The organism is Dyella flagellata (assembly GCF_030160275.1).
GTDB lineage: Bacteria > Pseudomonadota > Gammaproteobacteria > Xanthomonadales > Rhodanobacteraceae > Dyella_B > Dyella_B flagellata.
The window spans coordinates 301781-315700 of record NZ_BSOA01000015.1; the positions used below are offsets into that span (position 1 = coordinate 301781).

At 63.1% G+C, this 13920-nt stretch carries 18 protein-coding genes; 8 read left to right on the forward strand and 10 right to left on the reverse strand.

The window, feature by feature from the left end; genetic code table 11:
• The first annotated feature begins 61 nt into the window (after window positions 1–61).
• The 4 genes from rpmH (at window position 62) to mnmE (ending at window position 3744) form a co-directional block, all read left to right on the forward strand.
• Window positions 62–196 carry a 50S ribosomal protein L34 gene (gene rpmH, locus QQJ96_RS10240; protein WP_007510029.1) on the forward strand — a complete coding sequence of 45 codons (135 nt, stop codon included), beginning with the start codon at window positions 62–64 and terminating at the stop codon, window positions 194–196.
• A gap of 12 nt (window positions 197–208) precedes the next feature.
• A complete protein-coding gene (gene rnpA, locus QQJ96_RS10245) occupies window positions 209–589 on the forward strand; it encodes a ribonuclease P protein component (protein WP_284331894.1) in 381 nt (126 codons plus the stop codon).
• Window positions 590–650: 61 nt separating this feature from the next.
• Complete coding sequence (yidC, locus tag QQJ96_RS10250) at window positions 651–2333, forward strand: membrane protein insertase YidC (protein WP_284331895.1); 1683 nt, start codon at window positions 651–653, stop codon at window positions 2331–2333.
• Window positions 2334–2391: 58 nt separating this feature from the next.
• Entirely contained in the window at window positions 2392–3744 is a 1353-nt protein-coding gene (mnmE, locus tag QQJ96_RS10255; protein WP_284331896.1) for a tRNA uridine-5-carboxymethylaminomethyl(34) synthesis GTPase MnmE, read from the forward strand.
• Between the two features lie 6 nt (window positions 3745–3750).
• Here mnmE and rbsK read toward each other — a convergent pair whose 3' ends face one another.
• Window positions 3751–4647: a ribokinase gene (rbsK, locus tag QQJ96_RS10260; RefSeq protein ID WP_284331897.1), complete on the reverse strand. Its 897-nt coding sequence runs from the start codon at window positions 4645–4647 to the stop codon at window positions 3751–3753.
• 164 nt (window positions 4648–4811) lie between these two features.
• On the opposite strand from rbsK, the gene QQJ96_RS10265 reads away from it, so the two are divergent.
• The gene (locus tag QQJ96_RS10265) at window positions 4812–5498 is read left to right on the forward strand and encodes a glutathione binding-like protein (protein WP_284331898.1); all 687 of its coding nucleotides are present in this window, start codon (window positions 4812–4814) and stop codon (window positions 5496–5498) included.
• 106 nt (window positions 5499–5604) lie between these two features.
• Window positions 5605–5970 carry a cupin domain-containing protein gene (locus QQJ96_RS10270; protein WP_284331899.1) on the forward strand — a complete coding sequence of 122 codons (366 nt, stop codon included), beginning with the start codon at window positions 5605–5607 and terminating at the stop codon, window positions 5968–5970.
• 49 nt (window positions 5971–6019) lie between these two features.
• Here QQJ96_RS10270 and QQJ96_RS10275 read toward each other — a convergent pair whose 3' ends face one another.
• The 7 genes from QQJ96_RS10275 to lptM all read right to left on the reverse strand — a co-directional run bounded on the left by QQJ96_RS10275 (window position 6020) and on the right by lptM (window position 11562).
• Entirely contained in the window at window positions 6020–6634 is a 615-nt protein-coding gene (locus QQJ96_RS10275; RefSeq protein ID WP_284331900.1) for a hypothetical protein, read from the reverse strand.
• Window positions 6635–6743: 109 nt separating this feature from the next.
• A complete protein-coding gene (hslU, locus tag QQJ96_RS10280) occupies window positions 6744–8084 on the reverse strand; it encodes an ATP-dependent protease ATPase subunit HslU (protein WP_284331901.1) in 1341 nt (446 codons plus the stop codon).
• Between the two features lie 75 nt (window positions 8085–8159).
• A complete protein-coding gene (gene hslV / locus QQJ96_RS10285; protein WP_284331902.1) occupies window positions 8160–8696 on the reverse strand; it encodes an ATP-dependent protease subunit HslV in 537 nt (178 codons plus the stop codon).
• Between the two features lie 173 nt (window positions 8697–8869).
• The gene (xerC, locus tag QQJ96_RS10290; RefSeq protein WP_284331903.1) at window positions 8870–9757 is read right to left on the reverse strand and encodes a tyrosine recombinase XerC; all 888 of its coding nucleotides are present in this window, start codon (window positions 9755–9757) and stop codon (window positions 8870–8872) included.
• An 8-nt stretch (window positions 9758–9765) separates the two neighbouring features.
• Entirely contained in the window at window positions 9766–10449 is a 684-nt protein-coding gene (locus QQJ96_RS10295; RefSeq protein WP_284331904.1) for a DUF484 family protein, read from the reverse strand.
• Window positions 10450–10508: 59 nt separating this feature from the next.
• A complete protein-coding gene (dapF, locus tag QQJ96_RS10300; RefSeq protein WP_284331905.1) occupies window positions 10509–11348 on the reverse strand; it encodes a diaminopimelate epimerase in 840 nt (279 codons plus the stop codon).
• Window positions 11349–11361: 13 nt separating this feature from the next.
• Entirely contained in the window at window positions 11362–11562 is a 201-nt protein-coding gene (gene lptM, locus QQJ96_RS10305; RefSeq protein ID WP_284331906.1) for an LPS translocon maturation chaperone LptM, read from the reverse strand.
• A 184-nt stretch (window positions 11563–11746) separates the two neighbouring features.
• On the opposite strand from lptM, the gene QQJ96_RS10310 reads away from it, so the two are divergent.
• Entirely contained in the window at window positions 11747–12436 is a 690-nt protein-coding gene (locus QQJ96_RS10310; protein ID WP_284331907.1) for a hypothetical protein, read from the forward strand.
• Between the two features lie 6 nt (window positions 12437–12442).
• Here QQJ96_RS10310 and QQJ96_RS10315 read toward each other — a convergent pair whose 3' ends face one another.
• Complete coding sequence (locus QQJ96_RS10315) at window positions 12443–12787, reverse strand: hypothetical protein (RefSeq protein WP_284331908.1); 345 nt, start codon at window positions 12785–12787, stop codon at window positions 12443–12445.
• A 183-nt stretch (window positions 12788–12970) separates the two neighbouring features.
• On the opposite strand from QQJ96_RS10315, the gene QQJ96_RS10320 reads away from it, so the two are divergent.
• A complete protein-coding gene (locus QQJ96_RS10320) occupies window positions 12971–13246 on the forward strand; it encodes a hypothetical protein (protein ID WP_284331909.1) in 276 nt (91 codons plus the stop codon).
• Window positions 13247–13293: 47 nt separating this feature from the next.
• Here QQJ96_RS10320 and QQJ96_RS10325 read toward each other — a convergent pair whose 3' ends face one another.
• The gene (locus QQJ96_RS10325) at window positions 13294–13770 is read right to left on the reverse strand and encodes a GNAT family N-acetyltransferase (protein ID WP_284331910.1); all 477 of its coding nucleotides are present in this window, start codon (window positions 13768–13770) and stop codon (window positions 13294–13296) included.
• Window positions 13771–13920 lie beyond the last annotated feature (150 nt).

Genomic DNA, 13920 nt, shown 5'->3' on the forward strand with positions numbered 1-13920 from the left:
GGCACGCTCTCATTCCGCATAATCCGCGATCTTTTTCACCCATTCAGATTAGGAGGAAGCCATGAAGCGGACCTTCCAGCCCAGCAAGCTCAAGCGCGCCCGCACGCACGGCTTTCGTGCTCGCATGGCCACGGCCGATGGTCGCAAGGTGCTCAATGCCCGCCGCGCCAAGGGCCGCAAGCGCCTGATCCCGTAAGCGGTCACGCCGATGGGCACCGCCGGCCTGCCGCGCGAGGCGCGGATTTGCCGAGCCGGTGACTTTGCAGCCTTGCGTCAAGCCAGCGGCCGCCTCGGCGGCCGCTGTTTTTCTGTGCGCTATCGTCAGAACGGCGCGGGGCACGCGCGACTAGGCCTTGCTATCTCCAAGCGGGTTTCCAAGCGCGCGGTGGATCGCAACCGCATCAAGAGGTTGGTGCGTGAGTCATTCCGCCGCGCCCTGCCCGGGCTGCCACCGGTGGATCTGATGGTGACGGCGCGCGAGCAGGCCTGCAGCTTGCCCGGTTCGACGCTGCTGGCCGAGCTCGATGCCCTGTGGCGCAAATTGCCGCCGTTGAAGCGTGAAGGCGACGGCTCCACAATGGCTAGCTGATCTTCTTCCTTCCTGTCCCCCTGGCCCGCCATGGCGGGGCCCCTTGCCGGATCGCTACGCGATGAACCAAACGCGCACCTTCCTACTCTTCGCCTTGCTGGCCGTGGCCTATCTGTTGTTTCAGCAGTGGGAACAGGATTACGGTCCGCACCCGCCGGCTAGCGCAGCGGCAACCACTCAGAGCAGCAGCGGCGAACCGGGCGCGGCGCCGGTCATCGCCAACGGCAATGCCAGCGCGGGAACGGCGCAACTGATCACGGTCAGTACGGATGTCCTGCGTCTGACCATCGACACGCGTGGTGGCAGCATCGTGCGTTCCGAACTGCTGCAGTACCCGGTGACCCCGCGGACCAAGAAGGATCCCAACCCGGCGCCGATCCGCCTGCTCGACGACGGCAGCACCGACTACTTCACTGCGCAAAGCGGGCTGGTGAGCGCCGATGGCGCCGCGCCCGATCACCGGGCGATCTTCCAAGCGGCGCAGACCAGTTATGAACTGACGGCTGGCCAGGACGCCCTGAACGTCGACCTCAGCTGGGCGGACGCTTCCGGCATGAAGGTGACCAAGCGCTACACCCTGCACCGCGGCAGCTACGCGATCGAGTTGGACCAGCAGATCGACAATGGCAGCGGCAAGACCTGGGATGGCCAGGCCTACCGCCAGCTGCAGCGCGCGGATCGGCCGGCGGCGGTGTACAGCAATTTCCTGCAACGCATTTCGGATCAGTCTCGCTACGGCTTCTTTGGCGCTGTGTGGTACAGCCCCGAAGACAAGTTCAAAAAGCTGGATTTCAGCGATTTCGCCAAGCCGAAGGAACAGCCACCGACCAGTCAAATCACCGGTGGCTGGGTGGGGATGATGCAGAACTATTTCCTCGGCGCCTGGATTCCGAATGCGAAGGAAGCCGATTCGTTCTCCACGACCGTCATCAACGAGGAGACCGGCAAGTCGCACTACGTGATCCGTAGCGTGGGTCCGCAAATCAGCGTGGCGCCCGGCCAGCACGCCAGCAGCGCGGCGCAGCTGTATATCGGTCCCAAGCTGACCGATCAGCTCGGTGCTATCGCACCCGGCCTGGACCTCACCGTCGACTACGGCATGCTGAAGATCTTCGCCGAGCCCTTGCACTGGACTTTGGCGCAATTGGAGAAGCTCACCGGTAACTGGGGCGTGGCCATCATTCTGCTGGTGCTGCTGATCAACCTGGCCACCTTCAAGCTCACCAACGCGCAGTTCCAATCGGCGAACAAGATGCGCAAGCTGAAGCCGCGCATCGACGCACTGAAGGAACGCTACGGCGACGATCGCCAGAAGATGCAGCAGGCGATGATGGAGCTGTACAAGAAGGAGAAGGTGAATCCCGCGGCGGGTTGCTTCCCCATGCTGATCACCATCCCGATCTTCTACGGCCTCTATTACGTGCTGCGTGACAGCGTGGAACTGCGCCAGGCGCCGTTCTTCGGCTGGATTCATGACTTGTCGGCCGCCGATCCGTACTTCGTGCTGCCGGTGCTCTACACCATCGTGATGCTGGCCCAGCAGTGGATGATGCCGGTACAACCTGGCATGGACCCCGCCCAGCAGAAGATGATGAAGTTCATGCCGCTGATGTTCGCGGTGATCTTCCTGTTCTTCCCGTCAGGCCTGGTGCTCTACTACGCGGTCAACGGTATCTGCCGCTTGCTGCAGCAGTGGTGGATGATGCGCCGTGCCGATGCCGTCCCGGCCAAGGCCGCGGCCTGAGCAAAACACTATCGCGCGGGCGGCCCATGGCCGCCCGCTGCGGTTATGCTGATACGCGATGACCGCACACGCCCCGCACGATGACACGATCGCCGCCATCGCCAGCGCACCTGGCGCAGCGGGCATCGGTGTAGTGCGCGTTTCCGGCCCGAATGTGCCGGCCATCGCGCTACATTTGCTGGGTCGTGCGCCTTCGCCACGTCACGCGCACTTCGCCGCGTTCCGCGACGCTGAGGATGCGTTGATCGATCGCGGCCTGCTGCTGTACTTCCCTGCCCCCGGCTCCTACACCGGCGAACACGTGCTTGAACTGCAGGGGCATGGCAGCGCTGTATTGCTCGATGCGCTGCTGCGCCGCATGTGCGAACTAGGTGCACGCTTGGCGCGCCCAGGCGAATTCACCGAGCGCGCCTTTCTCAACGGCAAACTCGACCTGGCCCAGGCGGAAGCCGTCGCGGATCTGATCGCCGCGCGATCGCAAGCCGGTGCACGTGCCGCGCTGCAGTCGATGGAAGGCGTGTTCTCGCGCAAAGTCGATGCACTACTGCAATCGCTGATCGGCTTGCGCGTACACATCGAAGCGGCGATCGATTTCCCCGAGGAAGAAATCGACTTTCTCGCCGATCCCGCGATCACGCAGAAGCTGCAAGCCCTGCGTGCGCAACTTTCCGAGTTGCTGCGCGAAGCCCAACGCGGCGTGCGCCTGAACGACGGTTTGCGCGTTGCCATCGTCGGCAGGCCGAACGCCGGCAAATCGAGCCTGTTGAATGCGCTCGCCGGCAGCGAACGCGCCATCGTCACCGATATCGCAGGCACCACGCGCGATGTCTTGCGCGAGAACATCTCGCTCGACGGCATCGTGCTGGAGTTGGCCGATACCGCCGGTCTACGCGACACGCATGATCCGGTGGAGCGTGAGGGCGTACGTCGTGCACACAGCGAGCGGGAACGCGCCGATGCCGTGCTGTTGGTTACCGACCTACAACATGCCGACGAAGACCTCACCTGGCTGAAGGATCTTCCCACAGGCATCGAACGCATCATCGTCGTCAACAAAGTCGATCTCGATGGCCAGGCACCTCGCGCGCAGACGCGTGACGCCGAAAAATGGCTATGGCTTTCCGTCAAAACCGGTGCAGGCTTGGAGCTGCTGCGCGATCAATTGAAGCAGCTGGCAGGCGTTGGTGGAGGCGAAGGTGCGTTCAGCGCACGCCGCCGTCACATATTGGCGCTGGAGCTGGTCTCCGACCATCTGGCTCGCACCGCCAGCGTCCTGACCGATGCCCACGCCGGCGAACTGGCCGCCGAAGAACTGCGTCAGGCGCAGCATGCGCTCGGGGAAATCACCGGTACCTATAGCAGCGACGATCTGCTGGGCGCGATCTTCAGTTCGTTTTGCATCGGAAAATAAAAACAATTACGCGTGTTGTCTTGCAAGCAGGGTGTCCAATTCGATCGGGCGAGGCATGCCGCCACGAGCGCCAAGATGGGTGACGGATAATGCCGCGGCGGCACAGGCTTTGCGCACCGCGGCCGGCAAACCTTCCTGCAGGAATACAGCAAAAGCAGCGTTGAAGGTGTCGCCTGCGCCGGTACTGTCTACAGCTTCCACCGCAAATCCTGCCTGATGTTGTGGCTCCCCTTGTTCGCGGAACCAGGCGCCTTCGGCGCCGTGTGTGAGCACCACCGGGCATGGTGTGCGGCGCATCAGGCTGCGAAAATCCTCGTCGGCATCCGCACCGAGCAAAATGGCGAGTTCATGCTGGTTCGGCGTGATGTAGCGAGCGAGTTGCAGCCACTCTGTCGGCAAGCGCTGCGCAGGCGCGGGATTGAGAATGACTGGGACGCGCTGTGCATGCGCCATGCGTAACGTTGCTTCTACAGTTTCGAGCGGAATTTCCATCTGCACCAACACGGCATCGGCGCCGGCGATCAAATGCTGTGCCTTGGCGACGTGCGAGGGCTGCAATTGGGCATTGGCGCCCGGAACCACGACGATTTCGTTCTCGCCGCCGGCGACGGTGATGGATGCGGTGCCGCTGCTGCAGTCATCGATGCGCACGACATGCGAAATGTCGACGCCTTCCTGCTGCAATCCCTCGCATAGCTGTTGCGCGAAAGCATCGTCGCCGACCGCGCCGACCATGTGTACCTCGGCACCGAGCCGAGTCGCCGCCACCGCCTGGTTGCCTCCCTTGCCGCCGTGTGCCGAAAGAAAGCGATGGCCCAGTAGCGTTTCGCCCGGCGCGGGAAAACGCGGCGCGACGGTGACCAGGTCCATATTGATGCTGCCGACGACGACGATGTGGGGCATGCTGGCTCTCCAAGAAGATGGGCGCTTGGCGAGCGTAAACGTAGAAGAGAGGGTTGCGATAGTCTGCGCAATCACGTGCCGGCCAGGCGCCTGCACGAGTCGTTAGCCCTTGAAAGCCGCTATCCCGGCCCCGACGCTGAGTGCTTTGAGCCTTGGAGCCAAGCATGATCGAGCTGCACTACTGGCCTACTCCGAACGGCCACAAGATCACCTTGCTGCTGGAAGAAACCGGCCTACCTTACGCCATCAAGCCGGTGAATATCGGCAAGGGTGAGCAATTCGAACCGGCGTTTCTCAGGATCGCCCCCAACAACCGCATGCCGGCCATCGTGGATACCGCACCGGCCGATGGCGGCGAGCCGATCAGCGTGTTCGAATCGGGTGCGATCCTGCAATACCTCGCCGAAAAAACCGGGCGCTTTCTGCCGAAGGATCCACGCGGCCGTGCCACGGTGATGGAATGGTTGTTCTGGCAGGTGGGTGGCCTTGGGCCGATGCTGGGGCAGAACCACCACTTCAACCGCTACGCGCCGGACAAGATTCCCTACGCCATCGATCGCTATGTGCGCGAAACCCATCGCCTGTACGGTGTGCTTGATAAGCGCCTGGAGGGTCGTGATTTCATCGCCGGTAGCGATTACAGCATTGCCGACATGGCAGCCTATCCGTGGATCGTGCCGCATGAAAGCCAGGGCATGCGGCTGGAGGATTTTGCGAACTTGCAGCGTTGGTTCGAGCATATCCATGCTCGTGATGCCACGCGCAGGGCCTATGCGATCGCCGATACGATCGAAGGCAAGACGGATTTGCGCACGGATGAGGAAGCGCGGCGGCATTTGTTCGGGCGGTGAATCGCGGCGCAAGCCCTGGAATATCCCCGCGTTCTGTACGTCATCGTGGCGAAGATCGCGAGCAAAAACGTGTTGCAGACCCAAGCATTGCCAACGGGAGAAATGCATGAGCCATAGCTCGATCAATTTTGCCCAGAAACTCGCGCTGATCGACCAGCATTGGCAGCCGAGGGTCGTAGCGGAAATGAATGACTATCAATTCAAGCTGGTGAAGCTGCAGGGCGAGTTTGTCTGGCACCATCACGAAACCACCGACGAAACCTTTCTGGTCCTGGACGGCACCCTGCGCATCGAGTTTCGCGATGGATCGGTAGAGGTGTCTGCGGGCGAAATGTACGTCGTTCCCAGGGGAGTCGAGCACAAGCCCTGCGCGGAACGAGAAGTGAAGCTGCTGTTGATCGAACCCCGCGGCGTCCTCAACACCGGGGAAGAAGGTGGTGAGCGGACCGCGCAAAATGATGTTTGGATCTAGCGACTCCGTAAAACAGCAAGCCCGCCTTGTCGGCGGGCTCTGCTTAGGTTCAATGTGCCCGGCCCACGCCGGAATCGCCCTGCAAAAGCGGCGGTGGCGCCCCGGCCACGGCAAGCAGCGATTGCGCATAGCCATCTTCCATCGTCACCGTGGACACCTCGTCCCAGGAGAAGAAGGAAGGCTCGCACAGCCACTCTGCATCCGGAGTGATTTCCTGCAGGTTGAAGCCGTCTTCCTCGACGCTGATCAGGCGGCCGATGTAGCAGACTTCGGATTCGTCTTCGCTGTCCACGTGCACGCCGATCACCGGCGCCATCGCACTGGCGGCCTGCACCACTTCGCGGATGCCATCCAGCGGGAAGCTGCGGGGCAGGCGCGGCACCAGGTTTTTCAGCACCAGCGCCTTTTCCATGAAGACGGCATGCTTGTCCGGGGTTTCCAGTTCCGTGATGTCGCGATGACGCATCACATACATCCCGTCGTAGGTAACACCGTCACCTACAACCCAAAGCAGAAAGAATTCACGGCCGACGCTCGCGACATAACCGCAGAAGCTGCCGTGTTCCAATTCGCCGCGCCATAGCCGCACCAGCTGCTGTTTGTGCTGCGCTTCGCGGAGCTGCGCGCGCGAGCCGGTGGCCTTAAGTTCAATGATCGTACCCATGACGGCAATTTTATCAGAGGGGGTCTGCTCGCTTGTTTACAGCGCGCTAACGACCCCTATTTAGTAATAATAGACAATAAAAACAGTAACTTAACGAAATGCTTGGGAATTACAGGATGTACCGGCTCAGATCCTCGTCCTTGACCAGGGTGCCCAGGTTTTTGTCTACATATTCGGCGTCGATCAGGTAGTTTTCGCCGGATTTGTCCGAAGCTTCGTAGGAGATCTTCTCCAGTAGGCGCTCCATCACCGTGTGCAGGCGGCGGGCTCCGATGTTCTCGGTGCGCTCGTTCACCTGGAAAGCCACCTCGGCCAAGCGGTCGATGCCGGTGTCGTCGAAGCTGAGGCTTACTCCTTCGGTACCCAACAGGGCGACGTACTGTTTGGTCAGCGCGCTGTGCGGCTCACGCAGGATGCGCTTGAAGTCGTCCACCGAAAGCGCCGCCAGCTCCACCCGGATCGGCAGGCGGCCCTGCAGTTCCGGAATCAGATCCGATGGCTTGGCCAGCGAGAAAGCGCCCGAGGCGATGAACAGCACGTGGTCGGTCTTGATCGGGCCGTACTTGGTGGACACGGTGGAGCCTTCCACCAGCGGCAGCAGGTCGCGCTGCACGCCTTCGCGGCTGACACCCGCGCCACCCCAGTCGGAGCGCTGGGCGATCTTGTCGATCTCGTCGAGGAACACGATGCCATTCTGTTCGGCCGACTCCACCGCCTGTGCGCGGATCTCTTCATCGTTGAGCAGCCTGGAGGCTTCTTCTTCGACCAGCAGCGGGCGCGCTGCCTTGATCGCCAGCTTGCGCTTCTGCGTGCGCGCGCCGCCCAGGTTCTGGAACATCTGGCGCAACTGCTGGCCCATTTCCTCCATGCCTGGCGGAGACATGATTTCCACGCCGATGTTCATCGCGACGTCGAGTTCGATCTCGCGATCTTCCAAGGCGCCTTCGCGCAACTGCTTGCGCAATTTCTGGCGCGTATCGCTTTCCAGCGACGAGTCCGGCGCCGGGTCGTGCGACCAGTCGGTTGGCGACATGCGGCGCGGCAGCAGGGCATCCAGGATGCGGTCTTCGGCGCGGTCTTCGGCCTGCGAGCGCACGCGCTTCATCGCCTGCTCGCGGGTGAGCTTGTAGGCCACGTCGGCGAGGTCGCGCACGATCGATTCCACATCCTTGCCCACGTAGCCCACCTCGGTGAACTTGGTCGCTTCCACTTTGACGAACGGCGCATTGGCCAGCGTCGCCAGGCGCCGCGCGATTTCGGTCTTGCCCACGCCGGTGGGGCCGATCATCAGGATGTTCTTCGGTGTCACTTCTTCGCGCAGTGCCGGCTCCAGCTGCATGCGGCGCCAGCGGTTGCGCAAGGCGATGGCGACGGCGCGCTTGGCGTCGTGCTGGCCGATGATGTAGCGGTCGAGTTCGTCGACGATTTCGCGAGGGGTAAGTTCGGACATTGGCTTAAACCCGGAATAGGACGCTAAGGATGGGAGAACGTGGATGCGCACAAACGATGAGCTTGCGCGGCGCCATTAAAGTTCTTCGATGGTGGTGTTGTGGTTGGTATAGATGCAGATGTCGCCGGCGATCTTCAACGCGCGCTCGGCAATGGCACGGGCGTCCAGATCGGTGTTCTCGATCAGCGCCAGCGCCGCGGACTGGGCATAAGGTCCGCCCGAGCCGATGGCGATCAGGCCATGTTCGGGTTCCAGCACGTCGCCGTTACCGGAGATCAGCAGCGAGCTTTCCTTGTCGGCCACGGCCAGCATGGCTTCGAGGCGTCCCAGGCGGCGATCGGTGCGCCACTCCTTGGCCAGCTCGACGGCGGCACGGGCGAGATTGCCGCTGTGTTTGTCCAGTTTCAGCTCGAACAGCTCGAACAGTGTGAACGCATCGGCGGTGGCACCGGCGAACCCGGCCAGCACGTTGTCGCCCTTGCCCAGGCGGCGGATCTTGCGGGCGTTGGCCTTCATCACGGTGTTGCCGAGCGTGACCTGGCCGTCGCCGCCGATCACGATGCGTCCGTTGCGGCGCACCGAGACGATGGTGGTGGCGTGAAAGGATTCCATTGAGGACTCCGAAAACGGGGAATTCGCCAAAAGTGGGGCCGCGTTGTGGGAATCCAAGCCGTTAGGAGGCTCTACGAGGGGGTGGTGGCCCGGTCAGGGCGGTCAACGCCGCTGCCATAACAGCACTCTCAACGCGCCGGGCAGGGCCCTCGCCAGCAAGTTAATCGCAGCCGTCACTTTCTGCGCGCACGTGGATGCGCCGCGTCGTAAACCTTGGCCAGGTGCTGGAAATCCAGGTGCGTGTAGATCTGTGTCGTCGCGATGTCGGCATGGCCGAGCAGTTCTTGCACGGCACGCAGATCGCCGGACGACTCCAGCATGTGGCTGGCGAAGGTATGGCGCAGCAGATGCGGATGGACGCGCTTGGCGAAGCCCAGGCGCAAGGCAAGCATTTTCAGGCGGGCTTGCACGGTGCGGGGACTGATCGGTGCACCTTGGCGGCCACGGAAGACCGGCGATTCGGGGGCGCGGCCTTCCGCTTCGCCCAGCGCACGCAGAGCGGCGATGGCATGCCGCCCCACCGGAACGATGCGCGTCTTGCGACCCTTGCCGAGTACGCGCACTTCCCCCGCGTCGAGGTCCAGATCCAGCCAGCGCAAGCCGGTCAATTCGGCAAGACGCAGGCCCGAGGAATAGAACAGCTCCAGCATGGCGCGATCGCGCACATCCAGTGCGCCATCGTTGCCCTCGCCTTCCACCAGCGCGGTGGCCTCATCGACATCCAATACCTGCGGCAGCTTGCGATGCACCTTGGGGCCGCGCACGCCGGCCAATGGATCGTGGGCCAGCAAGCCTTCGCGCGTGAGCTGGCGGAACAGGCTGCGGCATGAGGAAAGCAGACGCTGCAGGCTCTTGGGCGACAGGCCTGCGCGATGTTCGGCCGCCACGAAGGCGCGCATATGCTGCGGCTTCAGCTGCTCGAACGCGGCCAGCTGCTGTTTCTGCATGTGGCGCAGCAGCTTGTCCAGGTCTCGCCGGTAGCCTGCGATCGTATGCGGCGATGCTTTGCGTTCGCTGCCCAGGCGTGCGAGCCATGCTTCAACCTGGGCCCGGGCATCCATCGCTGCGCTCAAGCGCCGTCCTGCATCCGTGCCAGCGCAGCGGTAACCGTCGCTGCGATCATCTTGAGGAACACCGTGCCCATGCCCGGTTGGAAGTGATCGGGATCGGTGCTGCCCAGGGCGAGCATGCCCATTTCACCCAGCGGCAACAGCGCCGCCGACTTGATGATGGGTGCATGGGTACCGAACAGCCGCTGCAGGCGCTCGGGGGAAAGGCGGCCGGAGATCGGCTCGTGATAGGCCGGGAAATCCGCGAATTCCGGCATCGCGGCGCGACCTTCCGGTAGCTGCAGCAGCCAGTCGGCCGGAGGCAGCATCGGCGGGCCGAACAGGATCAAGCGGGTCTGGTCGGTGCGGAAATCTTCCGAGAGCTTGGCTACGACACTGCGCGCCGCCACCACCGGTGTATTGGCACGCAGCACGGCCACGTTGAGCTCGTGCACGCGCAGCATCAGGCGCTCGTTCTCGGCGGCGATGGCGGTGAGTTCCGCGAGCTTGCGCTCCAGTTCGCCGCATTTGTCGCGCAAAGCCTGCAATTGGTACGCCGCAAGCGATGCCACGGCGCCTTGCTCGCGCGGTAGGGTCAGCAGCGTGGCCAATTCCGGGTAATCGCTAAGGAAGCCCGGATGCTGCCGCAGGTACGCGGCCACATCGCTGGCTTTGATGGTTTCGTCGAGCAGGGCGTTGGACATACGCGGAACCTCTCTAAACCCTTATCTGGAGTGTGCGATGGACGACGCCTTCGTATCAATCACCCAGCGGCCAGCCATTCACCTTCATAGACAAAGCTCGCCGGTCCGGTCATCCACAAGCGCTCCCCGGGACCGGCCCAATCGATCTCAAGCGAGCCGCCGGGAAGATCGACTCGAACCTGCGCATCCACTTCGCCGCGGCGGCGCAGCACCGCCATCGCCGCGCAGGCGCCGGTGCCGCAGGCCAGGGTCCAGGCGGAACCGCGCTCGTGCACGCGCAGGCCCAAGTGCCCACGCCCCAGCTTCTGGACAAAGCCGGTGTTGGTGCCTTGCGCAAAGCGTGCGTGGCTGGTCAAGGCCGGCCCAAGCCGATCCAGCGCCGGCGACTGAAGATCGTCGACCACCACTACCGCATGCGGATTACCCATCGATACGGCGCCGATGTCCAACGCGAGTCCGTCCACGTCCAGCGTGTAGTGATCGGCCGCTGCCGAAGCATCGAAAGGAATTCGCGCCGGCTCGAAGACCGGCTCGCCCATGTCCACGGTGACACGCTGCGCATCGAGCAAACGTACTGTCACCGGACCGGAGGGGCTTTGGATCTGTATGGCCTCGCCGATCGCCAGTGCACCGGCACGCTGCAACCACGCCGCTACGCAACGTACGCCATTGCCGCATTGGCCTGTCGGCGAACCATCGGCATTCCAGATGCCGTAATAGCAGGCGCTAAGCCCATCGCGTGCCGGTTCCACGCTCAGCAGCTGATCGAAGCCGATGCCGGTGTGGCGATCGGCCATCGCACGAATGATGGCGGGATCGAGCGCAAGCGCGCCTTCGCGACTGTCGATCACGGCGAAATCATTGCCGGCGCCGTGCATCTTGGAAAAACGCAAGCTCATGCTGTCGATCGCGCTATTGGTTTGCGCCTACTGGCTTGGTTGCGACGCTGCTGGCGCTGGCCGGTGCGCTGCTCGGTTGTGCCGGAGCGGGAGCCGGGGCGGGGCTAAGCGCGGCGTGGGTGGGCGGCGGATAGTAGAGCGGGCCCTTGTTGCCGCAGCCGGCGATCGCGGCAAAGGCGAGGCAGGCCGGCAGCAGCAGAATCGATCGGTGCATGAGTGGGTTCCGTCGGAAAACGCCCGCAGTATAGCCAAGCTTAGGGACGCTCTGACCCATTCCACGTACCCGTCACCGGTATCATGCGTGCCCCGAGCGTAGGCTGGGATGCCAATCCCAGCTCTCTGCCGGCTTACCCGCGCCGGTATTGTCATCCCAGCCTCAATGGCATTGGAGTGCCCCGATGAACTGGAACGAATTGCTGCGCCTGCCCACCACCCTGCTCGTCATTCTCGCGGGCGTGATCCTGCTGCTTGCGTTGGCGCAGCTGTTGGCCGCGCGTCAGCATGCGCATAACCGCCGCCATCTTGCCGCGACCGCGCATTCCTTGCTGCTGGTGGTGTTCCTGCTGGTGGCGGCCCTGCTTGGCGGCATGGCGATGTCATTGCGCGGTTACCGTTTTCTGAGCGAAGAGCAGCCGGTGGTGCAGATTGATGCCCACATCCTGTCGCCGCAGCGCTGGGCGCTCACCCTGACCTGGCCGGATGGCGCCAACCGCAAGCTGATGCTGGCGGGCGACGATTTCCAGGTCGACGCCTTCGTGCTGAAGTGGAAACTGCCGGCCATGCTTGCCGGCCTGCCACCGCTGTACCGGCTCGATCGCTTGTCCGGCCGCTATGACGACGCCAGCCAGGAAGCCACCGCGGCCCGCACGGTGATTGACTTCAGCCAGGCCGGTGCGGGCGACCTGGTCGATTTGAAGAACCAGGTGCCGCGCTGGTTCCCCGAAGTCGATACGGTGTTCGGTAGCGCCGCCTTCCTGCCGCTGGTCGACGGTGGACACTACAACGTGAGCCTGATGCGCACCGGCGCGCTGGTGGCGCGTCCGGACGAAGCTACAGCCCAGCGCATCGGCCAACCCCTTGGTGGTTGAGGGGCGTCAGGCGGCACGACTGAACTGCGCCATTACTCCGATCAACGCGACGATCACCAACAATGTGGCCCACCCGTACCGATCGCCGAACGGATTCGGATCGGGTGTCTGTTTCTGCTTCAAATCCGCTTCCACTTTCTTCGCGTCCAGCGCCCAGCCGCGCTTGCAAATGTTGCAGGCGAGAAAGTACTGCTTCTGCATAACCCAGCGAAAAACGTAGTACAGCTGCGAGTATCGATATTGCAGCATCAAGCGAAACGACTGCTTTTTTTTGCAGGTTTTGCAATCGCGATGCTCGACCACGTGCAACGCGGCATGCTTGCCGCTACTTTCCCCTGCGGAGCCGATCACGGCGACCGACCATGACAACAATTCAACGCAGACACCACATGTGCATCACCGCTCGCTCCGGTTGGCCGCCCGCACCCAACCACGCATAAATCGTAAAAAATCACGCCAAGGCATTGTCATGGCGTGCTGCTAGATTCGCTGCACCATCAACCTGCTTTGCAGGCAACAAAAGGGGGAAAACGCATGAAACGTATCGCACTCGTCGCCATGGTTGCCGGTCTTGCCGCCATCGCCACCGCTGCCGCCCAACAGCCGGTGCGTGACGTCAGCGCCAAGCGCCATCCCAACCTGGCCGCCGCGCAGCACCTGGTCGACCAAGCCTACAAGCGCGTTACCGACGCCCAACAAGCCAACGAGTTTGACCTGGGTGGCCACGCGGCCAAGGCCAAGGAGCTGCTGGACCAGGCCAACGCCGAGCTTAAGCAGGCCGCGGAAACTTCCAACGGCAACCACCACTGATCGCCACTTTGCCAAGGCTTCCCCGAAACGGGAGGCCTTGGCCTGTGTCAGTCCAGCGTCTTCTCGTAGACCAAAGCGTCCGCGCCGTCTTCGTAGAAGCCTTTTTTCACCGCACCCGCCCGGTGATAGCCCAGCCGCTCGTACAGCCGGATCGCGCTTTCGTTGTCGACGCGCACTTCCAGCCGCAGCGACTGACAACGCCGTTGGCGAGCAGCGACTTCAGCCGCTTCGATCAAGGCCGTGCCCACGCCTTTGCCGCGTGCTTCCGGCAGGCTGGCGATCGAATACAGGCGTGCCTTGCGGCTGCTCTTGCGGAAGAACACCATCGCCGTACCCAGGAAGCGGCGGTGGTTCGCGCTGGCCACCAGCACGCGCGCCGAATCGCTGTCCAGGTGACGGCGAAACTGCGCGCGGCTGATCCGGTCGCTGTCGAACGTGGCCTGTTCCAGCGCGACCAGGTCATCAAGATCGGAAAGTTCGGCGCGTCGCACCCGCACGGCAGCGGTGGCAGGCGTCTGGCTCATCAGCGGTACTCACGGACTATGGCGGGATAAGGAGTCTCTAATCTCACTGCAGCACCCGGCATGACGTCCAGAAGGCCCGCAGGGCGTGCCGCGCGGCACAGGGCAGACTGGCCCGTCTGTTCAAGCCGCGGGGCACGCCCTGCGGGCCTT